20 protein-coding genes and 2 tRNA genes are annotated in these 23040 nt (G+C 43.9%); 17 read left to right on the plus strand and 5 right to left on the minus strand.

The annotated features are described in order from the left end of the window. Positions 1-174 precede the first annotated feature (174 nt). The 6 genes from NSQ91_RS05580 to NSQ91_RS05605 all read left to right on the plus strand — a co-directional run bounded on the left by NSQ91_RS05580 (position 175) and on the right by NSQ91_RS05605 (position 6357). On the plus strand, positions 175-1935 hold the full coding sequence (locus NSQ91_RS05580; RefSeq protein WP_038569068.1) for a cache domain-containing sensor histidine kinase: 1761 nt from the start codon (positions 175-177) through the stop codon (positions 1933-1935). After that, positions 1932-2720, plus strand: coding sequence for a response regulator transcription factor (locus NSQ91_RS05585; protein WP_076305363.1), 789 nt, complete (start codon positions 1932-1934; stop codon positions 2718-2720). The genes NSQ91_RS05580 and NSQ91_RS05585 overlap by 4 nt, the downstream gene beginning before the upstream one ends. 111 nt (positions 2721-2831) lie before the next feature. After that, a complete protein-coding gene (locus NSQ91_RS05590) occupies positions 2832-4154 on the plus strand; it encodes an extracellular solute-binding protein (RefSeq protein WP_038569072.1) in 1323 nt (440 codons plus the stop codon). A gap of 101 nt (positions 4155-4255) precedes the next feature. Further along, a complete protein-coding gene (locus tag NSQ91_RS05595) occupies positions 4256-5137 on the plus strand; it encodes a carbohydrate ABC transporter permease (protein ID WP_036686803.1) in 882 nt (293 codons plus the stop codon). 13 nt (positions 5138-5150) lie between these two features. Then, positions 5151-6041 (plus strand): carbohydrate ABC transporter permease, encoded by an 891-nt coding sequence (locus NSQ91_RS05600; RefSeq protein WP_076219626.1) that lies wholly within the window; start codon positions 5151-5153, stop codon positions 6039-6041. A gap of 121 nt (positions 6042-6162) precedes the next feature. After that, positions 6163-6357, plus strand: coding sequence for a hypothetical protein (locus tag NSQ91_RS05605; protein ID WP_076305364.1), 195 nt, complete (start codon positions 6163-6165; stop codon positions 6355-6357). A gap of 26 nt (positions 6358-6383) precedes the next feature. Here NSQ91_RS05605 and NSQ91_RS05610 read toward each other — a convergent pair whose 3' ends face one another. From NSQ91_RS05610 to NSQ91_RS05620, 3 genes are all read right to left on the minus strand, one after another. After that, positions 6384-6869: a hypothetical protein gene (locus NSQ91_RS05610; RefSeq protein WP_076280204.1), complete on the minus strand. Its 486-nt coding sequence runs from the start codon at positions 6867-6869 to the stop codon at positions 6384-6386. A gap of 96 nt (positions 6870-6965) precedes the next feature. Continuing rightward, positions 6966-7097: a cortex morphogenetic protein CmpA gene (gene cmpA / locus NSQ91_RS05615; protein WP_094903512.1), complete on the minus strand. Its 132-nt coding sequence runs from the start codon at positions 7095-7097 to the stop codon at positions 6966-6968. Between the two features lie 64 nt (positions 7098-7161). Then, positions 7162-7524: a hypothetical protein gene (locus NSQ91_RS05620; protein ID WP_036686808.1), complete on the minus strand. Its 363-nt coding sequence runs from the start codon at positions 7522-7524 to the stop codon at positions 7162-7164. Between the two features lie 120 nt (positions 7525-7644). Here NSQ91_RS05620 and NSQ91_RS05625 point away from each other — a divergent pair, with 120 nt between their 5' ends. Next, positions 7645-8106, plus strand: coding sequence for a SprT family protein (locus NSQ91_RS05625; protein WP_340921410.1), 462 nt, complete (start codon positions 7645-7647; stop codon positions 8104-8106). On the opposite strand, the gene NSQ91_RS05630 is transcribed toward NSQ91_RS05625, so the two are convergent. After that, positions 8096-8734: a pentapeptide repeat-containing protein gene (locus NSQ91_RS05630; protein ID WP_076282038.1), complete on the minus strand. Its 639-nt coding sequence runs from the start codon at positions 8732-8734 to the stop codon at positions 8096-8098. The genes NSQ91_RS05625 and NSQ91_RS05630 overlap by 11 nt on opposite strands. 203 nt (positions 8735-8937) lie before the next feature. Between NSQ91_RS05630 and NSQ91_RS05635 the strand changes: the two genes are divergently transcribed. Further along, a complete protein-coding gene (locus tag NSQ91_RS05635; protein WP_340916803.1) occupies positions 8938-15801 on the plus strand; it encodes an S-layer homology domain-containing protein in 6864 nt (2287 codons plus the stop codon). A gap of 421 nt (positions 15802-16222) precedes the next feature. Here NSQ91_RS05635 and NSQ91_RS05640 read toward each other — a convergent pair whose 3' ends face one another. Further along, entirely contained in the window at positions 16223-16651 is a 429-nt protein-coding gene (locus NSQ91_RS05640) for an Lrp/AsnC family transcriptional regulator (protein ID WP_076277914.1), read from the minus strand. Between the two features lie 129 nt (positions 16652-16780). Between NSQ91_RS05640 and NSQ91_RS05645 the strand changes: the two genes are divergently transcribed. The 9 genes from NSQ91_RS05645 to NSQ91_RS05685 all read left to right on the plus strand — a co-directional run bounded on the left by NSQ91_RS05645 (position 16781) and on the right by NSQ91_RS05685 (position 23037). Then, positions 16781-17533, plus strand: a complete 753-nt coding sequence (locus tag NSQ91_RS05645; RefSeq protein ID WP_076277915.1) for an MBL fold metallo-hydrolase — start codon at positions 16781-16783, stop codon at positions 17531-17533. Between the two features lie 143 nt (positions 17534-17676). After that, a tRNA-Asn gene (locus NSQ91_RS05650) sits at positions 17677-17752 on the plus strand. Positions 17753-17759: 7 nt separating this feature from the next. Continuing rightward, positions 17760-17848, plus strand: a tRNA-Ser gene (locus NSQ91_RS05655). 174 nt (positions 17849-18022) lie between these two features. After that, a complete protein-coding gene (locus tag NSQ91_RS05660; RefSeq protein WP_076220227.1) occupies positions 18023-18469 on the plus strand; it encodes an oxidoreductase in 447 nt (148 codons plus the stop codon). 102 nt (positions 18470-18571) lie between these two features. Further along, the gene (locus tag NSQ91_RS05665) at positions 18572-19177 is read left to right on the plus strand and encodes a class I SAM-dependent methyltransferase (RefSeq protein WP_076282036.1); all 606 of its coding nucleotides are present in this window, start codon (positions 18572-18574) and stop codon (positions 19175-19177) included. 291 nt (positions 19178-19468) lie between these two features. Then, a complete protein-coding gene (locus tag NSQ91_RS05670; RefSeq protein ID WP_340916815.1) occupies positions 19469-19930 on the plus strand; it encodes a DinB family protein in 462 nt (153 codons plus the stop codon). A 549-nt stretch (positions 19931-20479) separates the two neighbouring features. Further along, positions 20480-21307 carry a branched-chain amino acid ABC transporter permease gene (locus tag NSQ91_RS05675; RefSeq protein ID WP_445670807.1) on the plus strand — a complete coding sequence of 276 codons (828 nt, stop codon included), beginning with the start codon at positions 20480-20482 and terminating at the stop codon, positions 21305-21307. A 10-nt stretch (positions 21308-21317) separates the two neighbouring features. Then, positions 21318-22286, plus strand: coding sequence for a branched-chain amino acid ABC transporter permease (locus NSQ91_RS05680; RefSeq protein ID WP_076128228.1), 969 nt, complete (start codon positions 21318-21320; stop codon positions 22284-22286). Beyond that, complete coding sequence (locus NSQ91_RS05685) at positions 22255-23037, plus strand: ABC transporter ATP-binding protein (RefSeq protein WP_076195260.1); 783 nt, start codon at positions 22255-22257, stop codon at positions 23035-23037. Before NSQ91_RS05680 ends, NSQ91_RS05685 begins: the two co-directional genes overlap by 32 nt. Positions 23038-23040 lie beyond the last annotated feature (3 nt).

Genomic DNA, 23040 nt, shown 5'->3' on the forward strand with positions numbered 1-23040 from the left:
GATTTGGATAAATTAAAACGCGATATGGATATGGGCTCAGAAACTAATCACTGATATCATATAATCCAAAGGCTGAATTAACAAATAACTAGAGCTGCAGATGATTCCTGAAGATTTAAGGGTCATCTTTTTTGATGAGGAATCAAGTCTATCAGGCGGAAGGGAGTGTAAAGATTGACGAGGTTTGGACAGTTAAACACATTGCGTAATCAAATTTTCCTGGGTTTCATGTTTGTCATGGTGATCGTACTAGCCACGGTTGGTTTTTTTATGTACGGGCAAGTTTCGGTTCTATTACGCAATAGTGCGGAGAAGCACATTGAACAGACTGCAGTTCAGGCAACGGGCAAATTGGATGTACTGATCCGGCAGATTAATACGTTGACGGCGCAAGTGGCAACCAACGCCTCCATTCAGCGATTGCTCGCTCAAGAGGCCGAAGGAAAGCCGATCAGTTTCGCCGAACGTCAAACCATCCAGCAGGAAGTACGTAAATATGAGGCGTATGCGACAGGGATTCGTTCCATTGAGCTGTATGCAGGTGATTATCAGAAATTACTCTCAGTTGATGACGCCAGCCTGAACAATCGAGTATCCGAAGAATGGATCAGCCGGGTGGACGAGGGCAAAGGACGTCTCGTATGGTTTGGACTTGACCCGCGGAATTCGGATATCGTCATTGCGATTCGTAATATTAGGCTGATTGATCATTCATTCACGAAAGCTGGCTATATTATGGTTCAAATTGAGAAAAGTTACTTCCAGCTTACGGATGAGGTGGACAGCTCGCAGGCGGAAACGCGTGAATTAATGAGATTATTTGATGAAGCGGGACGGCAAATTTCTTCCGATTTTTCCGTAAATGTCAATGCAAATAAGATACTGGATCATGGAGGAGAAAAGGTTGAGGTTGGCGGAGAAGACTACATTGTAATTCAGAAGCAGTCCAAGGCAACAGGTTGGAGGCTAGTAATCCTCACTCCAGTTGACTATACGACAGAGGGGATATCTGTCCTTCGTACAGCGATCATCGTATCCGGTGTTGTTGGCAGTTTATTGTTTCTCATCTTTACTTTTATTTTATCCACGATGATTACACGTCCCATACTGAATTTGATTAAAGTGATGCGCGGTTCGCGATTTGGAACCTTGAAACCGATTTCAGTCACTTCTACCACTATGGAGATCAATGAGCTCAATAATACTTACAACCAGATGGTTCACTCTCTGAATGAACTAATTGAAGTCGTCTATCAGAAGGAGATCGTCCAGAGTCGCACAGAATTAAAGGCACTTCAGGCTCAAATCAATCCGCATTTCTTATTTAATACATTAGAAGCATTCTACTGGGCCCTCGATGAAAAGGGTGAGGAGGAATTAGCTCAAATTGTGGTTGATATGTCGGGGCTTTTTCGTTATGTCATCAATCGAACTGATGATGATGAATGGGTGACTATCGGCGATGAGCTCGACCATGCCGAAAGATATTTGAAGATTATGGAGATGCGTATGCTCGACAGGTTATCCTGGCGGATTGAGTCAGATGAAGCTTGCCGAAGTGTCCCGCTACCGAAGCTGTTAATCCAGCCTCTTGTCGAAAATGCGATTCTTCATGGCGTAGAGCAAAGGGTTGGACCGGGGACAGTCATGCTAATTGTCAGACCTTCAAGTCGTCCGGGATATACATTGGTTACGGTAACTGACGATGGTCCAGGGATGGATGCAGCAAAGATATCGTCTATCTATCACACCATGGAGAAGGGGAGCATGAGGTCTTCCAAAGGGACTGGGATTGGTATTGCTAATATAGAGCGGAGACTGAAACTCAGTTACGTAGACAATACGGACGGGCTTGAAATACGAAGTGAAGAAGGTTATGGAACTAGCATCTCTTTTGAAATACCGAATGAACCTGGAGAGGGGAAAAACACGTGAAAACTATACTCATCGTAGATGATGAACCGAGAACAAGAGAAGGGGTTCGTAAAACATTAGAAGCCTGGTCATCCGGTCAATATCGCATCGAAACCGCAGCAAGCGGTGTTGAGGCACTGGCATGGCTGCAAAATAACGAAGTTAATCTGCTTATTACCGATGTGCGCATGCCTGAGATTGGAGGGCTAGAATTAGTTGAAAAGCTGAACGAAATGCCTCATCCTCCAGTGGTTATTGTGATCTCCGGCCATCCTGAATTTGACTATGCACAGAAAGCCTTGCAGTTTGGTGTAGTTGAATATTTACTGAAGCCACTCGATAAAACGAAGCTGGTCCGAGCAGTGGAATTAGCATTGAAACGCAAGGATGATATTTATCGAATCGAACGAATGGAGAAGCTGATCGATCCCAAGCTTATGGAAACGGTACAGCAGGAGAAAGTGTATAGCACTCAAGTGCGTGAGGCACTCCAATACTTAGACGAACATCTTCACGAATCGATATCCATGCGTGATATAGTGGATCAATTACACATGAATGCCAGCTATTTCAGCGTCCTTTTCAAAGAGCAGACGGGACTGACTTACAGTGAATATGTAACGAGAAGGAGAATACAACGAGCCAAAGAACTACTGGTGAGCACACGGTTGTCCATTGCTGAAATCGCGGAACAAGTAGGCTATCAGACGGCCAAATATTTTGTGAAGGTATTTCGTGCACTCGAAAATGTTAGTCCAGGGCAATACCGCCAGAACGTCATGACCACGGAGGAAAGAATCCAATAATAGTGGTATTAGTCCCAATCCTTATGACCTTACGACATCATGGGATCCAAGCTACAATTTAGTTAAGCGGTTACAAGGCCGCTAGACAACAATAGAAAAGGGGTTGTAAGCGTGCGCAATAAAAAATGGACAATATTGTTCTTAACGATGTGCCTCGTTCTTGTCACAGCTGGTTGTGGTCAAAAAGATAACAATGCAGGTGAATCTAAAGGTAGTGCAAATGGGGGAAGCGACAAAGTCACCGTTAACTTCATGCATTTATGGCCAGAAGGTGTTTCTGCCGGACAAAATAAAATTGTTAATCAAATCATTAAAGAATATCAAACAGAGCATCCCAATGTTGTAATCAAGCAAGAGGTTCTGGACAACGAGCAATACAAAAATAAGCTGAAGGTATTATCTGCTTCTAACGAATTGCCAGACGTTGGGGTAACTTGGGCCGCTGGCTTTTTGCAGCCTTACGTTGAAGGAAATCTGTTCGCACCTGTAGATGACTTGTTGAATGGTGAATTAAAAGACAAGTTCGTCGCAGGAACTACAGAAGCTTATGCTATTAACGATAAAACGTATGCGCTTCCACTTGAGTTTAACATCGCACCTATCTACTACAATAAAGCTATTTTTGAAAAGTATAATCTTGAGGTTCCACAAACCTACGATCAGTTTAAGCAAGTTGTAAAAACACTATCTGATGGGGGCATTGCACCGATTGCTCTCGGCAATAAGGATCGCTGGACAGGATCGCTTTGGTATATGTATCTAGCTGATCGGATCGCAGGCCAACAGGCACTTGCAGGTGCGATCAGTGGATCAGGCTCATTTATGGATGAAGGATTAGTAAAGGCGGCATCAGAGGTCCAATCACTTGTAGACAGCAATGCATTTGTTAAGGGATTCAACGGTTTATCAAATGAAGAGGCAAAATCAGAGTTCGTAAATGGCAAGGCGGCAATGTACATGATGGGATCATGGGATCTGCCAAACTTCACAACGAATGAAGAAATTCCACTGGAATTCCGTAATAGTGTTGGTTTCTTCAAATTCCCGACAGTTGAAGGCGGGAAGGGAGACATTAACAGCTGGGTAGGTGGACCAGGTGTAGGATTATTTGTTGCTGAGAACTCTGAGGTAAAAGAAGAAGCAAAATTATTCGTCGAGTATTTCGTATCCAAATGGGGAGAGCAATCCGTAACTGGAGCAGGTGTTATTCCAGCTACGAAGGTGGACACCGCCACACTGGATCTACCACAGCTCTACATCGATTTGTTTAACGAAATGAACAAAGCTAGCAGCATCACTTTATTCGCAGATGTTCAAATGCGTGCCAATGCAGCAGAAACGCATCTGAATATGATCCAGGCTCTTTTTGGCAAAGCGGTGACGCCAGAGAAGTATTCCGAGGAGCATGACGCGGCCATCTCTAAAGGCAACTAAAGCTTCGACAACTAGGCGAAGGGGACAATTAGCTTATCCGGCAGCGTGATGCCGGATAAGCCTTTCCTCAAACGGTTTATGAAGGAAAGGAGTCGGACACTTTGGATAAAGTGATGTCTAACAAAAAAATAATCGCGTTATATGTATTTCCCGCCTTGCTTCTCATTCTGGCTATTGTATATATTCCGATTGTTCTAACGGGTTATTATGGACTGAATAAGTGGAATGGCATAGGTGCTCTGACTTTTATCGGATTTGATAACTATAAAGCTTTGCTAACAGACCAAACCTTCTGGAATAGTGCTTGGCATTCTCTGCAGTTAGCGTTGTTTTCTACCCTAAGTCTCATTATTTATTTGGCAATTGCTATGGTATTAGCCGCCCGGATCAAGGGAGCTAACTTGTTTCGCAAAATATATCTGATTCCGATGCTGCTATCGTCCGTTGCGATTGCGCAGCTTTGGCTAAGAATTTATCATCCGACGAACGGAATTGTGAACAGCTTATTAGTATCCATTGGTTTTGCTAATCCTCCTGCATGGCTTGCAGAGCCTACATTAGTTTTGTTTGCTTTATTTATTCCCATTCTGTGGCAATATGCTGGTTTCTATATTCTGATCTATTACGCAGCACTCAAGAATATCCCGACCTCTCTGGAAGAGGCAGCAAAGATTGACGGAGCCTCTGCCTTACAAATCGCTTGGAAAATTAAGCTTCCACTCGCAATGGAAGTCATTAAAGTTACGATTGTTCTGGCCGTTGTAGGTTCTCTGAAGTATTTTGACTTAATCTTTGTTATGACGGATGGAGGTCCTAATGGCTCTAGTGAAGTGATGGCGTCTTATATGTATCATCAGGCTTTTCGGGCTTATGATTTTGGCTACGGGAGCGCAATTGGTTTCTTCCTGCTCGTCATCTGTCTCGTCATTACTTGGGTCATTCGCAAATTAACTGCTACGAAAGATTCGATCCAATACTCATAAGGAGGGGCGCTTCATGATGTCTGGAACTGCAGGAAGGCTAGAAATCGGGCCAAAGACAGGCGGCGCTGGCACGGAGATCACACGTAAATTAGGCTACTCATTGCTATATATCGTGTTGATTGCCGTTGCTGCTCTGCAATTGTTTCCGCTTGTATGGCTGCTGTTTTTCTCATTAAAAAATAATCAGGAAGTGTTCAACCTTCCTGCTCTATCGTTGCCGATGAATCCTCATTGGGAGAATTACGCGAAGGTCTGGAATGTAGGGAACATCAACGTGTATTTCTTCAATAGCGTATGGATTACCATCGTGGCTACGGTGTTAACGGTTATCTTCGGGAGCTTGGTTACGTATGCAGTTACCAGGATGAAATGGAAGGGAAGCTCGTTCGTACTGGGATTGTTTATGGTAGCGATGATGATTCCTGTTCACTCCACGCTTATTCCGTTATTTAGTATATTCAATAAGATTGGCTTAACGGATCACCCTTTGTCACTTATTTTGTCTTATGTCGCTTTTAACATGCCGATAACGATTATGATTTTGCTGGGTTTCTATTACGCACTGCCACGCGAAGTGGAAGAGGCTGCAGTAATTGATGGTTGTTCCGTGAACAGAATGTTTTTTAGAATTATACTTCCTATGACAAGCTCGGTGATCGCGACTACAGCCATTATTAATATGATCTATAACTGGAACGAATTTATTTTTGTAAACACATTTATTAGTTCTGATTCTTACAAGACGCTGACCGTGGGGGTGCAAAACTTCATTGGTCAATATACGACAGATTGGGGTGCGATCGGGGCAACGCTTATGATCAGTATTTTGCCTATCCTGATTACATTCCTGTTCCTCAGTAACCGTATCGTTGAGGGAATTGCGGCGGGTTCGGTTAAAGGGTAAGTAGAAAGAAGACCTGAATTTCTCAGCTCGAAAAGCTGAAGAGAATTCCGGTCTTTTTTTTAATCCAATCTAGAATTTTGATTCAATCTTGAAAGCCTCGGGTTAATGGAGGCTATCAAAGATGAACATTCGAAAGGAGAGATTGCTGATGGAAACGGGCTATAAGGATAGAAGTGTTGAAGTGGAGCATAGGGAGGTACAACGGAAATCGGATTCCAGCGTTGTCGCATCTACCTTTATTAAATATGCTGCTTACATTATTATATTTTTTGGTTTTCTGTTCTTTTTGGTTAAATATGTATTTCCTAAGTTTTAATAAGGATTGATTCTTAAGGCGGAGTCTTATTGTTTCTCTGCGATGATCTTTTTTATTACTGCTATAGTTTCTGGTGCAGCATTCTCCAGCATAAACTCAATTGCAGCGAACTGCCGCATAACGTACCTGTGCTCAAGCTTTTCTAAAGGGTTGAAAAAGCCTTCCGGATAATCGATAATCTCCAGATCCCGCTCCGTGACCTGTCCTATGTATTCAAAGGCGTATTCGAATGTACCTTCCGAAATATATAAATCGACGATTTCTTCAATTCGCTTGCGATCAATATGATCCACGACAGTTAGATAATTAGGTGCACTCCAGTAGGCCCCATTTAGACAAGCACCACTTTGGATGTAGTCTTGTCGGATCGCTTCGATGTTCTTGAAGGTGTAGAAATCCGATGCCCAGCGGGAGCGGTCAGGGAATGTGACTATGACATAGAGATTATAATTGTCCTCTTCCTCAGTCCCACTTTCCGGAGACAGCTGTATATGTCTTGTTCTACTGATCATAATTATAAGTCCCCTTTCTTAACAAAAACGGCTACCGTCTTTTTAAAAGACGGTAGCCGCTGCTTTAAATATGTCCTAGATCTTAATCATCCGAGGCTATAACTTCATCTCATTACTCGATTCCGCAGAATTACGATAAAAGAACCAGCACTCATTCAGCAGCTTGATCTGACGGCGGTCTTTTTTGTAATAAGCTTTCATTAGCTGATGGCAGAGCCACTGTGGCAAGCGAATCCCTCCTCTAACAACTTACGTAAGTTAGAATATGGAGAAATAAGCCTAAAGGTGCGGATTACAGTAGGCTTTCTGCTTCCTCTTCGTACCACTGCTCCAATTGAGCCTGTAGTGCTCGTATCTCAGTAAGCAGGGAGATCAGTGGGTAGTTCTTCTGCTCTTGAACAGAGGCGAAGGCTTGTTCCAATCTATTGATATAATCCAGACCGGACTCCAGGGAGTAATCCTCACGTAACAGATCCAGCGAATCGCACTCGGCGATGGCTAAGGGCAGATCCGGAACATTATCGGCTGTCAGCTTGTCGATTTCTTTGTTCAGGCGTAAATTGAGCGCACTTAGTTGGTACGCATATTCCTCGGGCATTTCCACGAATTGTAATTCTTGATTTTGCTGCAAAATTACATACCGCATTTTCGGCATTGTTCATTCTCCCTCCGTACTTGTCTTCCTTCTTGACAGTTTAGCCTATGCACAAGTTACAATTCAAGTAGAGATCTTATTTCTCGTGGAAAGGACTTGTGATAGAACGCTATGGAAACTATGAGCAACGAAGAGCTGCAGCTGTGGATTGAGCAGGTATCACGGGACATCTTTGGCGTGCCGTTTAGGCATAAGGCCAGCTTTAACAGCCGGTTGTCCTCAACGGGCGGCCGATATTTTACCAAAAGCCATAATATAGAGATTAATCCCCATCAGCTTGCCATGTTTGGCAGAGAAGAGACGGAGCGGATTATAAAGCATGAGCTCTGCCATTATCATTTGCATTTGGCTAAGCGAGGGTATATGCATCGTGACGCTGATTTCAAAAGCCTGCTGGCGCAAGTCGGCGGAAGCCGCTACTGTCAGACACTGCCGGGTGCAAAAGCTCGGAAGCCGCTGCCCTATCGATATAAGCTTGTATGCAGTGCCTGTGCCATGGAGTATCCGCGTAAGCGAAAAGTAGACCCTAAGCGTTATCGCTGCGGTAAATGTTCGGGCAAGTTGAAGTTATTTATTTTATAACCAAACCTAATAATCCGACAAAAGAAACAGCTTGCTGAGGCGAAATGATGCATCCTTCTAAATCTTTGATATCCACGATCAAGCCACTGAACTCGCAGTCACTAAGGTCGATCCCATTAAGCTTTGATCCTGACAATGTGGCTTGATCCATATTACACTCGCTGAAGCTGATTTTTTGGAAATTTGACTGATAGTAGTCGGAACTCATTAATGAGCTGTTCTCAAAAGCAACCTGCTTCAGATTAGCGAATCGAAACGTAGCAAAATCCCCGATACAATCTACTACCCGAACATTCTGGAATCTGCCTCTTGTAAAGTCTGTGCCGATGAGCTTGCAGTTTCTAAATTCAGTTCGATGAATAATGCCATTCGTAAAATCCACATTGGATAGATCACAGTGATCAAATATCACGTCCATAAGCTCGATCCCAGTTAGGGAGCACTCCGTAATCGTTACATTTTTAAAAATCACGCGATCAAAGCTGACCTTATTAGCCTCTTGATTATCAATAACCGTATCGCTGATGCTGCAACAGCTGAATTCGTCCTTGGTTTGCAGCGAATATATTTGCTCAGGAAGAAGAGAGTCTGGATCTGCTATTTTTGGCGAATCAATTTTGAAATTCATATGTACCTCCGTTTGTTTACTCCTTGCGGGTAGCTAAAACTAACTATCATCGCGTTAAACCGATTTGTCAATCTTCATGAAGGTTGTAGGGATTGGATATCCGTACAAATACACCTTTTTCTGGATAAAATCGCACATCGTTTTGTAAGCGTTCTCAAACTAATATGAAAAGGAAGTCCATATTAATTAGAGGGGGCACATGTATGAAACGAATCAGGTCCGCAATGGCGGGTCTGCTCGCGCTGCTGCTGATTTTTTCAAGCTTGCCTGTAATGGGAACCGGTAGTGGTTCCGTGGGAGCAGAAGGAGTTGGAGGAACAGGCGCTGAGCAAATTCCATCAGGTACGGTACTCATCAAGAATAAGTGGAAAAACAACTTTTTATATGAGACATCCGCAGGAATCGTGCGTTATGGCATGACCAATCCAGCCGATGCTTCAGCGCATTGGACGGTTGAGACGGTGAACGGGCTGTCACGAATCAAGAATGTGAAGACAGGCCATTACATTACAATGGCTGGTAACAACGGCAAAGAGGATTCACTTAAGGCGGCAGAACGCCAAGGTTCAGGAAGTGTTGCGGATCAGTGGCTAATCGATACTTCCAATCGCAATGGATACATGATCATCCGAAGTGCGATTGTGCCAGAGGGGAAATTGGTTATCCACGAGGAGAATCAGCTTGGTTATGCGCAAGTAAGCTCGGATATCAATGTTACGTTTGAGAGTCCGCAGTGGGCTTTTATAGATCCAAATGCAGCACCTGTACGGCTAGAGAGTCGTCTCCGCCCCGGTCAGGTAATGTATGAAAGTGAAGGGAATGTTCTTTACGGTAAACAGCCTGTCAGCAATGAAGCGGCCCAGTGGTATCTTGAATCAGGGACGGATGACGGAACAGTAATGATTCGCAACCGTGCGACAGGTCATTATATTAAGCAAAATGAAGTGACCTGGGCTGGGGTTTTTTCGCAGGAAGTCGATATGGATCATGTGAAGCTAAGTGAATGGGTCCAAGAGCATGCACCAGGCCCTGATGGGACGGGCTTCATTACCCTTCGTAACAGTGGTTTAACTGAAGAGGGGAGTCCATTATGGCTAAATCCACAATTCAGCGATGACAATAATGTGCGATCTAACAGCTGGCCGGGCTCAGCCTCTAATCCAAGCGCGCAGTGGAGAATCGTGCCTATTTCCGAATTACAGCCTGTACGTCTGGCAACTTATACGGATGCACAAGTGGCTACAGATTTCTTATATGAATCCGCAAACGGCGAGCTTAAGCATGGAATTATTACACCAGATGCCGCTAACACCTCTGACTATCTATGGTATATAGAAGATTATGACGGCAATAAGCGTATTCGTAATGCGGCAACCGATCATTATGTTTCTTATAGTGAAGGTACTGCAAAGGCCTTGCAGATTAGCGGAAGTCAGCCGTCGGATCAATGGATTTTTAATGATTCCGATGATTATGATGATTACCAGACGCTTCAGAATCTCGAAAGCACAGGCATTTATTTGTCTACATTGGGTGGAGAACATGCGGGTGCGATTGGGGATGCGACTTCTTTGAGCGCTCAGTGGCAGCTTTTAGATCCTAACACACCGACTGACGGCACAGTGCCCTATTACCGGATTCAGAATGGCTGGAAGTCATTTTATTGGTATGAGAGTGTTGATGGTCTTTTAAAATATGGAAATATGCAGAAGGACGGCTCCGATCAGTGGCTCGTGGAGAAATATAACGGCCGCAAGCTGTTCAAAAACAAGAAAACAGGCCATTACATGAACACGATGAATATGCCAAATGGCCACCTTCAGGTCACAGAGCTTCCAGACAGAAATCATGTGGAACGAGAATACATCTGGACAGGCAAAAATGTTGGGAACAACACCTACGTAATCAGTAGCGTTCTCGACAAGGAACCTAATAAAATCCCAGAGAAGTATATTTCACTTCAAAACCTCACTAAATATGCTGAGTACGGAGTGATCAATCCAGGTTGGGGCAGTCCGCAGTGGAGATTTGTTCCGGTCACCGAGAAAAAACAAGATTTGTTCCGTTTTCAGCTAGATGCTGTAAATGGAGAGGATCAATATCTTAAGGACGGTCCTTTGCTGACTTCTTCAGCCGCACTAGAGGAATTGCCAGAATCCAAGACGGTTACTGAAGCTGTCTATGCTGACCAGGACTCTGCACACTCTAACCAAAATCTTGCACCTCTAGCAGCTGCCAACGAGGATGTAACAGTAGGCCAGGCTACTTATGGTCCACTTGATTTGAATGACGATTCCTTTGTCTGGCAGTTGCAAGAAATAGCGGGCAGCAATGGATCGGTGAAGATAAAAAATAAAGGCACTGGACGTTATCTCTCCCTTGAGCATATAGGTGGGGCTGTAGATGAGATTGATCCTAAAGTTAGCGTTCAAACTTTGCAAACAGTGTACGATGTATGGGCCAGCATTAAGTGGAAGGTTGATATGCAACCGTCCGGTGTGACTACCATTATGAGCTCATGGGCTGGTCACTATATCTATGGTGCGCCGGATGATAACGGCAACCCAATTCTCCGAATCAGTAAAGCTGCAGATACAGCGGAAAAAAGCAGTGCACATTTTACTGCTGAAGCGGTTGAAGCGATTGCTCCGCCACTGCCTGATTACCCTGTAAGATTCAAGAATGCAAGAAGCGGAGAGTATTTATACGAAAATGAGCGTGGGGTTGTTCTGTATGGGCAGCCGTCAGCAGACAATGGATTTTCGCACTGGAATGTAACTGTACAGGAGGGTAAACAGACGATCACCAACCGGGCAACAGGTCATTTTTTAACGCTGAATGGTGATTATTCATATTTGGAGAGCAGTAGTACAGAACCTGCTGTAGACGGAGCCTCTGCCTGGGAAGTAAGCTTGGCTTCCGATTATACACATTACACCATTCGTAGTCTCTTTGGAGAATACGACGATGAATTAATAAACATTGCCAATAAGACAGGATATGCTGAACGTGCGCTTTTGCTAGAAAGTGAGGGTACGGCACTATGGACACTTGAGGCGGCTCCACAGGAGTTTACTACTCCATCTGGAGAACTGGGCAATAACAATACAACTACTCCAGTTCAAAATGATACCAACATCATAACCATTGTACCGAAAGGCATGGCTGGTAAAGTATTGGCCGAAAAAGAGGGGGCTGTCCTATATGCAGATGCTTCCGATATGGCGGCTCAATCCCAGTGGCTGGTCCAGGAGATAAACGGACGCAAACGGATTATGAATGTTCAGACACAACATTATCTTTCGCTCAATGAATCGGGCCAAGTGGTCTTGTTAGCTGCTGGAGATACAGAAAGATCCCAATGGAAGCTGGAAGAGAAGTTAGGTTATGCTCTTCTGCTAAGTGCGAACGGAACAGGTCTTCTTTCTCACAGCACATCGGCTGTTCAGCTTGGTTCTGCTGCAAATGGAACTGATAGTGAGCTCTGGAGCTTCTTACCTATCCCTGCTGATGCAATTTATGCAGGAGGAGAAGCATTCAAAGGGGAACGTGTTATACGGTTTGCAGTCAACGCCCAGCAGGCTGGGGAATACGATGCTGTTATTCGATACAAAAATACCGCTGCTGCCGCAACGGATCTGGCACTAGAGGTGAATGGATTAAACGAAGGGGGCAAGGTTAGTCTTGGCAAGTCTGCCTCTTGGAAGACTGTAGCGGTAAAACTGCAGCTTCGTGCAGGCATCAACACGGTTTCTCTAAGCAGTGACAACGTGAATTGGAGTAAAGTAACCCTTGATAGCCTGACCGTAAAAAACAGCGTAAACAAAACATACCGTGGAGCAACGGTTCCATATATCAGCTATGAAGCTGAGGATGCAGCAACAAACGGAACGTTGATTGGTTCGTCGCGGAAATATCTCAGCATGGCTTCCGAGGCTTCTGGACGACAAGCGGTGGCCTTAAAGAATACGGGAGATTATCTAGAGTTCAAGCTTGCAGAATCAGCTAACTCCATCGTTCTTCGATATTCTATTCCTGATAGTCCAGATGGGGCTGGTGCGGAAGAAACCTTGACTCTATATGTGGATGGAGTTAAGAAGCAGCTTAAGCTGACATCCAAATATGCTTGGGAATATGGCAGCTACCCATGGTCAAATGACCCTCGCCAAGGCAGTGGACACCGCTTCTTTGACGAAATCCACGCTCTGATTGGTGATGCTCCTGCCGGAGCAACTATTCGCTTAGAGAAGGGAACAGGAGACAACTCAGCTTCTTACGTCATTGACCTGGTGGATATGGAGCAGGTTGCCCCTGAGTTGGCTCGCCCGGACGGATTTATTTCCGTAACGGATTTTGGAGCGGCAGCGAATGATGAGGGAGATGATACCGCAGCCTTCAAGGCAGCCCTTGCCGAAGCGAATGCGACAGGTAAAGGTGTGTGGTTCCCGGCGGGTACCTTTAATGTCGGTGAGGGTCTGCTGGATCTGGATACCGCTGAAATACGTGGTGCCGGCATGTGGTATACGGTTCTGAATGGAGCTAAGTTTTATGGTCACGGCGGTAAGGTTGGTGTTTACGATCTGATGATTGAAGGCGGCATTAACGAACGGGATGATGAAGCGATCACCAACGCTTTCCATGGTGCTTTTGGCCAAGGTTCGATTATACAGAACGTTTGGATAGAACATACCAAAGCAGGCTTGTGGTTAACTCAGCCGATGGGTGAAAAGGCGCGTACGAATGGTCTGTACATGGCAGGTCTGCGGATCCGCAATCTTATGGCAGACGGGATTAACTTTGCCGTAGGGACTGGCAACAGCATGATGGAACAAAGTGACATCCGCTATCCAGGGGATGATGGAATCGCAATGTGGTCGTTTACAGACGGCAAGTTGACGGATGTGAATGGTACGGAACGTACACCGAGCTATAATAACACGGCACGTTTTAATACGGTATCCTTGCCTTGGTTAGCGGATAACATTGTAATCTTTGGGGGGAAAGATAACAAAGTCCAGGACAACGTGGTAAAAGACACTGTGACTAATGGAGCCGGGATTGCAGTCTCTACCCGTTTCACCGCCGAGCCCTTCCAAGGAACAACGGTTGTGGAGCGAAATACCTTGCTTAGAACTGGCAGCTACGATTCCGGTTACGGCGTAAATCTGGGTGCGTTATGGCTTTATGCTGGTGAGAGTGATCTGAAAGGAAAAGTACTCATTCGCAACAATACGGCACTGGACAGCACTTATTCGGGGTTGATTGCTCAAGGTGATCTAGAGGGAGATACTCTCACTTCCATTGATGGAGTTGTGCTGACGAATAATGTATTGGATGGCGCAGGTACAAGCGGTATAGAAGTTACGAAAAATCTGAAAGGGAGTCTGCTGGTCGACAACATGATTATTCGTGGTGAACGGATGAACCTACTGACCAATGCCTCTCCTGACTTAAGCATTAAAGAACAAAATCAAGGAATAGCCTCAGCCATTAAACCGTTCTCTATCAAACTAGCAGATGGACAGAGCGGGCCTGTGGTATTAGAGCAGGGTAAGTCAGCTACGCTTAAGGTACTAGATAAAGAAGGCAGAGATATTACCGCACAAGCTACTCTAAATATTATGAGCAATGAGATTGCTACATTTACCAACGACAGTCTTAATGGAATTAAAGCGGGTATCACAGACTTCACGGTAACTGTGGGCAGCGAGAAGAGGGTCTATACAATTGAGGTGCTATCACCTGGCGGGATAGATCCTGTAGACCCGATCGATCCTGTGGATCCAACAAGTACTCCCAGTCCGACGAGTACTCCTAGTCCAACGAATACTCCAGAACCAACAAGTACTCCTGGTCCAACAGACCCTACAGGGTCAGTGAACCCTATTCAAACCGGCACACCGACCGCTACACCAGCACCTACGCCAGCAGCTAATCATGATGCGCTGCTAAAAGCTAAGGCGACTGCAGGGCAGGCTGTTATCGAGATTTCAGCTAACGGTGACGGCACAGCCCGGTTTAGTGCAGATGCTTTACGTAAGGCGGCGGCACTTAGCCCCAAAGCTGTGCTTGTTATTGAAAGTGGGGGGATGAGCTACCGCTTCCCGTTAGAGCTTGTGGAGAGTGTGCTCAAAGCCGCACAAATGCCGGCAGGCACACTGGAATTCAATGTAAATTCGCTAAGCGGAAAAGGATTGGAACAACTGCTTGCCAAAGCTAAGCAGCAAGGCTTTACTGTGCAAGGAACACCGGCTAATTTCACTCTAAAGGTAACGGATGGAAAAACCTCTGTAGCAGCAAGCGGGTTCGGTACCACTTATGTAGATCGTACATTTATGCTTAAGGAGGCGCTGGATGCGAAGACAGGTGTAGTCCTTATTTACGATGAACAGACGGGTTCCTTCCGTTATGTACCTGCATTGTATGAGCTCGTTAATGGGATGACCAAGGTTACGGTTAAGAGCAGTATTGCGAGCAGTGTATTTGTCGCTGCGCTGCACCCTGTGACTTTTGGGGATATTGCTACACATTGGGCGAGAAATGAGATTGAGGGACTTGCCAGCCGACTGATCTTGACCGGACAATCCACAGATACCTTTGCACCTCAGAAATCTGTCAGTCGTGCCGAGTTCGCAGCTATGCTGATTCGATCGTTAGGTCTTGTAGCTGCGAACACGACGAAGACCTTCAGTGATGTGTCCGATTTATCTTGGTATGCAGCGGACGCCAGAGCTGCTGCAGCCTTAGGACTGGTTCAAGGCTATGAGGATGGAACCTTCCGTCCGAACGCCCCTATTACACGGGAGCAAATGGCTGTTATGGCAGCCAGAGCAATGAAGCTGCTGAATCTAGAAGCTGAAGGATCTAGAGCAATCGTTGCTACAGATGTTTTCAGAGACGCTTCAACTATTTCCTCATGGGCTAAAGAAGCAGTGTCTGACCTGGCTGCAAAAGGTATTATGAAAGGTCAACCATCAGGCAGCTTTGCACCTAGCAGTGATACTAGCCGTGCAGAAGCCGCCGTAATTCTTGTACGGTTGCTTAGAGCAGCTGAATTATTGAATTAGCTACCGCGGTAGAAGCTACAAAATGGCATAAGTAAAAGGACAGCAGAGCAGCGATCCTCCGGTTATTGGAGAATCGCTGCTCTGCGTTTTTGACGATGGCAGGCCTGCTATAAAAGCTTATGAGCAAGCGAAAGCTCATTGACTTTGAGTAACCCATTCACTTGCATAAACACCAACACCAACATCGCCGAGCTATCATTGGCTGAGGCTTACGGACCCCAATGACGCTATTGGCAAGTTTTTAGCCTTTTGGGCAGGGTTTCGGACTCAAGTGACGCTATTCGTTCGAAAGAGGCTCATATTTGGTGTTTTTCGTGCCAATAGAGGCAATGGGGTCCGATAGTATGCCAAATATGCGATTATGCTGAGTATAAGGTCAACTGGGTCCGATAGTAGCTTCATATCCGATTTCAATGCAGCCTTATTTCAGCTTTCCCATCGATAGATTGACTCTGTAATTTCCGAACTTCAGCAGTTCGTCGAGAAAACTATTCAACTCCTCTTGGCTTCCGGTACGAACACGTATCCAGTAGCAGCCTTCTCCGCTGACCCTATGTATTTCTTTTACACTATCATGCTGCTTTGCGAATGTCTGAAAGGCTGGGTGAACCGTATTCGAACCCAAAAAAACAGTAATAAAGGCATGAATAGTCTCCCCAACCTTATCCGGATTCCAGCGTACCGTGTAGCCTTCAATCACTCCGGTGTCCTGCATTTTGCGAATACGTGCGCCCACAGCCTGACCGGTCATATGCACTTGCTGCCCAATATCTTTGTGACTGATCGTGGAATCTTCAATTAGAAGCTGCAGGATGCGAAAATCCACATCATCTATAAAATAAGAACTCATTATTATCTAAAATCCTTTCTGCATGAAAGTAGAACGAGCCAATCTTTTTCCAATCTCAATGTATTCTGTTTCAAGGTCCAACTATAATTAATTGTAGCAGAAGATATCTGAAAGAAAGAAGGGCTTCCGATGAAAATACAGCATATCCGCAATGCGACCCTATGGCTAGAGTATGGTGGCAGTACATTTTTAATTGATCCTATGTTGAGTGAACAGGGTGCTAATCCACCTATTTTTAATACTGACAATGATCGCCGCAATCCGCTCGTTCCTTTGCCGGGAGCCGTAGAACAATGGCTGAGTCCTAATGCAATTCTTGTCACACATCTTCATCAGGATCATTGGGATGCTGCTGCCATTTCTTTGTTGCCGCATGATCTACCACTATTATGTCAGGAAGGAGATGGAGATAAATTAGCGAAGCAGGGGTTTGAGCATACCACGGAAATTAGCGGTTCTCTGACGTTTAATGGAATAACTATAACACGTACTGATGGACGGCATGGCACTGGAGTGACTGGTAAACTTATGGGTAAGGTATCCGGGTTTGTGTTTCAGGCGGAAGGCGAACCTGTTCTATATGTGGCTGGGGATACGATTTGGTGTGATAAGGTGAAAATGGCATTGGATGCTTTTAAACCTGAGGTGACCGTTGTGAATGCTGGTGGTGCGCAGTTTTTAAGCGGATGCCATATTACAATGAATGAGCAGGATGTCGTAGACCTATGTGAATATGCTCCTTCTACTAAAGTGATTGCTGTGCACATGGACGCCATAAACCATTGTTTGGTTACCCGAGATAAGCTAAAAGCTCATTTAGAGAAGGAATCGTTGGGGGATCGGGTACAGCTTCCGCAGGATGGAGAATGGTGTAATCTATAGACGGAGAGGGATGGAAATCTCTTTAAAAAATCTAGCAAGCGGCCGAATAATAGCATAAATTTGAAAACGATCACAAAAATTATTTTGCCCGCTTGACTAGACCTTGAAATCATGATAAATTAATTCATGTTCACTTGTAATGTTCCCTGATAGCTCAGTTGGTAGAGCACTCGACTGTTAATCGAGTTGTCACAGGTTCGAGTCCTGTTCGGGGAGCCATTTTCATGGAGAGATACCCAAGTGGCTATAAGGGGACCCTCTGCTAAGGGGTTAGACTGCGTAAGCGGTGCGTGGGTTCGAATCCCACTCTCTCCGTTCTGAATTACATAAGAAGAGCTTCCATTCTGGGAGCTCTTTTTTTGTTGTGTAAATTTATTTTTCGGTTGCTATATGCGATTCTGAGAACGGTGAATTCAATATTTTGGAAGGGGAATGGAGTGGAGGGATCGAATGTTTATTTGATAAGTGTGAAGATTTTAAAGGAGGAGCATGAAAACTATAAATCAAATACAAACAAAACCGTCAAGCCGATATGATAGTTTTGATCCGGATCAAGAGGGAAATAAAAATACTATTTTTGCCGACATAATAATTGATGATAGGTCTCTTTACCAAATGTTAAAAAAATATGATAGGGTTCCTTCGCTCGGGTGGGGTAGTGAAGAGCATCAAAGGAAAATGATTAATTATTTTTTGTTAAACGAAATGCATGAATATTTGTACTACAGGTACCCAATATTAGTCTGTCCCTGGTGTGGCGATGAAGAATGTGGCTTTATATCCGTATTTATTGAGAGAGAAGAGGATCTTATTATATGGAGAGATTTCAAATTAGAATCCGGTAATAAGACTATTGATATAGGCCCTTTTTGCTTTAAATGGGATGAATACGAAAAAGTTATTAAAGAGACATTTGGAACTGCGGGGATTCAATAAAGTAAACCTGAAAACCCATGGAAGAGATGTGCTCAAATAATTTATATGGGAAAGATCTATGAGTGAATCCAATAACTACATGATCAAAGGAGTGGAATCAAAATGGAACTGTTTAAGCAGATCCCCTTGTACAGATTTTTGGCATTATGCAATGAAAGTGGTATGGAAAAAAACATATTAGACTGCGGGGCGGGAGGGGATTCACCTCCACTAAGTTTGTTTGCAAACTATGGATACAGTACATACGGTATTGAGATGAATGACGAACAAATTAAAAGAGCTAGTCAGTTCGCAACTGAAAGAGGACAGAATCTAAATATACAACAAGGCGACATGAGACAGTTGGCACTAAGTGATGAGTCGATGAGTTTTGTGTATTCATATAACTCTATTTTTCATATGAGAAAACAAGATGTGAAAAAAGCGATAAATGAAATGAAACGCGTTCTAAAACCTAATGGATTATTATTTGTGAATTTTTTAACCCTAAAGGATTTTAGAGTCGGCGATGGAGTTGATTTGGGGGATAATCAGTTTGAACAAATGGAAGACGATGAATTCGTAATACACTCTTATTATGATTATCATGAGGCGGATTCTATGTTTGATGATTTGCAGTTAATATACAAAGAAGATCGAGTACTGGAAAGAAAGTTTGAAGGCGAATGGATACGACAAGGATTTATCGATTACATATATAAAAAATAGCTGGATGCTGAAGAACATATTAGTAGCTCCGAAAAAGCTAGATAGCTGCGAACAATACGTTCACGCCGTGGACCACGAGGTGTTGGTTCGATAAAGGTAAAGGTTTGAAGAAGAGTTAGCTAGGTGGACAACCCCGCGAGTCTAATGCTAGCGACTGTTTCCTAGGTAATAAGTCGGAAATAAATAAGGTTATTTTTATATGTTTCGATGAAGCGAACTATGAACTATATAGGAATGAATTAAAGAGATTTTGTTAGAATTTTGATGTTTACCAGAAAAGGAGATGTGCCAATGAATAACAGATCAGATTTGCTAAATCAGTTTAAGGAATGGAATGGATTTGTTCTAGAAATTATTGATTTAGATTGGAAAACACCCATCGCTGAAAGAAAATGGACCATTCATGATGTTGTTAGTCATATTTTGTTATGGGATAAATACTTCTATGAATCGACGATCGAACCGATCGCATGCGATAAAGCGATAACACTTCAACTTATTGATTTCGATCAATTCAATAATGATGCTGTTATATATGGTAAGACAAAAACCAAAGACGAATTAATAGAATTGACTGTGAAGTATCGTAACTTAATATTAGATTGTATAAGTAGTCTTGAGGAGGGAAAATACTCAGGCAAATATGTGGACGGAAGGTTTTCCTTCGAGTCCTATTTAAAGGATTTTATATCGCATGACCTACATCATATGATGCAGATTAAAGAATTAAACAAGAAAATGATGAGTAATTGACTCGTGACGGAAGTGCAAAGAATGGAACTGACCACCCTAATTAGCTTTCTCTCACTCGAATTATTGTGTGGGACAGAGCTTTTTTTGCGCAAAAATAGAGAAACAACTTGACCAGTAACTCATAATAAACTCAAAAAACACATATCCAAAGAGACAAATGTTATATTATTTATCATTAAATGCAATCTGTAGGTAAAATTAAAGACTCCCCCTCTGAAAATCAAACTTTAAAAATCTCCATAATTCTCCTGTTTTCTTCTCTTTACCCACTTTCTATCTTTATACATCCCAAAGGTTTAACTCGAAATGTTATTTAATATAACATAAAATATTGAATATTATAGTAAAAACCTCAAATTTTACTGACGCATGTATAGTACTGTGTTAATATAAGTGACATAAAACGATGAAAATGAATGTAAGCTAAAGAAAGGTGTTTTTAAAAATAAATATGGGGATTGGGGGACGGCGATGGAGTATTTCATTCAACAGTTAATTAACGGGATTTCTGTAGGGAGCATCTATGCTCTGATCGCACTAGGGTACACCATGGTTTACGGGATTATTAAATTGATCAATTTCGCCCATGGAGATGTGTTTATGGTTGGGTCGTTTATTGGATTGTTCAGTGCCAGGTACTTGGCTTCAGCAGGGCTTCCTCCGATACTGGTCTTACTTATCTCATTGGTGATTTCTATGACAATCAGTGCGTTGCTGGGGATGTCAATCGAACGGCTAGCATACAAACCTCTACGAAAAGCTTCACGAATCGCTGTGTTGATTACTGCAATTGGCGTTTCTTTTTTGCTGGAATACAGCGGTGTGTTTGTGCTTGGTCCTCAGGCTAAAGGATTTCCGGAGATTCTTAATAAGCAGCAATACAACTTGTTTGGTTCCTCGATTCAGGTGGACTCCAATCAAATCATGATCTTGGGGACGACGGTTATTTTGATGATCATCCTTCAGTATATTGTGCACCGAACAAAGATTGGTAAAGCGATGCGGGCCGTTTCTTTTGATATGGAAGCAGCACGGTTGATGGGGATTAATGTAGATCGGACCATTTCAGCCACCTTCGCTATAGGATCTGCACTTGCGGCAGCAGCAGGCGTTATTTTCGGAATGACTTATAATTCAGTGGATCCGATGATGGGGGTGCTTCCGGGTCTTAAAGCTTTTGTGGCTGCCGTTCTAGGTGGCATTGGCAGTATTCCTGGTGCTCTGGTAGGGGGACTTCTGCTGGGCACAGTTGAGACAGAGGTTTCTTCTCTGGGATACTCTTCATGGCGTGATGGTGTGGCATTTGCTGTACTCATCCTAATCATTATCTTTAAACCATCCGGGCTATTTGGTAAAAATGTCCGCGAGAAAGTGTAGGGAGATGCCTATGAAGAAGATAAACAAGTCATTTTGGATAGGCATTGTATTTTCTGTCATGCTATATATCGTCATTCAAGTTCTTCTAACAACGGGAATATTTGATGATGTCATGGAGTCTACGCTAATTCTAATTTGTATAAATGTCATGCTGGCGGTGTCTTTGAATCTGATTAATGGGATAACGGGGCAATTCTCAATCGGGCATGCTGGATTTATGTCTATTGGTGCTTATGTTTCTTCCATTTTAACTTTAAACTTTGAGATGCCATTCGTGCTGGCGCTAGTGATCTCTGGACTGGTTGCTGCATTTTTCGGTGTACTTATCGGGATTCCGACCTTGCGGCTGAATGGAGACTATCTGGCGATTGCTACGCTGGGATTTGGTGAGATTATCCGGATTGTCCTGCTCAATACAGAATATGTGGGCGGAGCTTCAGGTCTTAGCGGCATCCCCAATCAAACGACTTGGACGATTATGTTTCTGTTCACACTGGTCACGATTGTTGTGATCAATAACTTTATACGTTCCACTCACGGCCGGGCTTGTATAGCGATTCGGGAGAATGAAATTGCTGCTGAAGCGATGGGGATTAATACAACTTTGTACAAAGTCATTGCTTTTTCACTTGGAGCATTATTTGCGGGAATAGCGGGTGGTCTCTCTGCTCATAAGTTCTACGTCATCAATCCTGGCAGCTTTAATTTTCTGAAATCATTCGAAATTCTAGTCATGGTAGTGTTAGGTGGGCTAGGAAGTACAAGCGGGGCCATCGTGGGTGCGATTGTACTGACGGTGCTCTTCACGGTGCTTCAGGAATATCCGGAGCTGCGGATGATTATTTACTCGGCGATTCTAATTCTGATGATGATTTTTCGGCCTAAAGGGCTGCTTGGCAGCACGGGTTTTTCTTTCTTGAAATGGTCTAAAAAGGAGGTCAAGCCAAGTGACAGCATCAACAGTGGAAGTGCTTCTTGATGTTCAACAAGCAAGTCGTGCATTTGGCGGGCTTAAGGCGCTTAACGAGGTATCTCTCCATATTAATAAAGGCGAGTTGATTGGGCTCATCGGACCTAATGGCGCGGGAAAAACAACCCTTTTTAACTTGCTGACAGGTGTATACCCGCCTTCCAGTGGCGATATTATCCTCAGCAATCAGGCAGTAGGCGGGATGAAGCCTTATCGGATTAACCGAAAAGGGGCAGCGCGGACATTTCAGAATATCCGTCTATTTACTTCTATGACGGTGCTGGATAACGTTAAGATCGCATTTCACCAGCATGCCAGACATTCAATGTTCACTTCCATGCTCCGTCTGCCTAAGCATTTTGTAGAAGAAAACGAAATTACGCAAAAGGCTATGGATATTCTCAAAATATTTAATCTTGCCGATCAATGTGCTGAATGTGCCGGGAATCTTAGCTATGGAAATCAAAGGCGTTTGGAAATTGCTCGCGCGCTTGCAGCAGGACCTAAGCTTTTGCTATTGGATGAACCAGCCGCAGGGATGAACCCGAATGAAACTCGGGATCTAATGAATCTTATTGCCTGGATCCGTGAAGAGTTTGAGTTGACGATCCTGCTTATCGAGCACGATATGTCCCTGGTTATGGGGGTGTGTGACCGGATTTATGTGCTGGACCGCGGAATGTTGATTGCTGAAGGTACGCCCGTTGAAATACGGAATCATCCCAAAGTGATAGAAGCCTATTTGGGACAGGAGGCGTAGTGG

The organism is Paenibacillus sp. FSL R7-0048 (assembly GCF_038004505.1).
Classification (GTDB): Bacteria; Bacillota; Bacilli; order Paenibacillales; family Paenibacillaceae; genus Paenibacillus_AQ; species Paenibacillus_AQ odorifer.

Coding starts and splice junctions, on each gene's coding strand:
- NSQ91_RS05600 (WP_076219626.1), top strand. CDS start 5,151: ATGATGTCTGGAACTGCAGGAAGGCTAGAAATCGGGCCAAAGACAGGC.
- NSQ91_RS05605 (WP_076305364.1), top strand. CDS start 6,163: ATGAACATTCGAAAGGAGAGATTGCTGATGGAAACGGGCTATAAGGAT.
- NSQ91_RS05610 (WP_076280204.1), bottom strand. CDS start 6,869: ATGATCAGTAGAACAAGACATATACAGCTGTCTCCGGAAAGTGGGACT.
- NSQ91_RS05620 (WP_036686808.1), bottom strand. CDS start 7,524: ATGCCGAAAATGCGGTATGTAATTTTGCAGCAAAATCAAGAATTACAA.
- NSQ91_RS05625 (WP_340921410.1), top strand. CDS start 7,645: ATGAGCAACGAAGAGCTGCAGCTGTGGATTGAGCAGGTATCACGGGAC.
- NSQ91_RS05630 (WP_076282038.1), bottom strand. CDS start 8,734: ATGAATTTCAAAATTGATTCGCCAAAAATAGCAGATCCAGACTCTCTT.
- NSQ91_RS05635 (WP_340916803.1), top strand. CDS start 8,938: ATGAAACGAATCAGGTCCGCAATGGCGGGTCTGCTCGCGCTGCTGCTG.
- NSQ91_RS05640 (WP_076277914.1), bottom strand. CDS start 16,651: ATGAGTTCTTATTTTATAGATGATGTGGATTTTCGCATCCTGCAGCTT.
- NSQ91_RS05645 (WP_076277915.1), top strand. CDS start 16,781: ATGAAAATACAGCATATCCGCAATGCGACCCTATGGCTAGAGTATGGT.
- NSQ91_RS05660 (WP_076220227.1), top strand. CDS start 18,023: ATGAAAACTATAAATCAAATACAAACAAAACCGTCAAGCCGATATGAT.
- NSQ91_RS05665 (WP_076282036.1), top strand. CDS start 18,572: ATGGAACTGTTTAAGCAGATCCCCTTGTACAGATTTTTGGCATTATGC.
- NSQ91_RS05670 (WP_340916815.1), top strand. CDS start 19,469: ATGAATAACAGATCAGATTTGCTAAATCAGTTTAAGGAATGGAATGGA.
- NSQ91_RS05675 (WP_445670807.1), top strand. CDS start 20,480: ATGGTTTACGGGATTATTAAATTGATCAATTTCGCCCATGGAGATGTG.
- NSQ91_RS05680 (WP_076128228.1), top strand. CDS start 21,318: ATGAAGAAGATAAACAAGTCATTTTGGATAGGCATTGTATTTTCTGTC.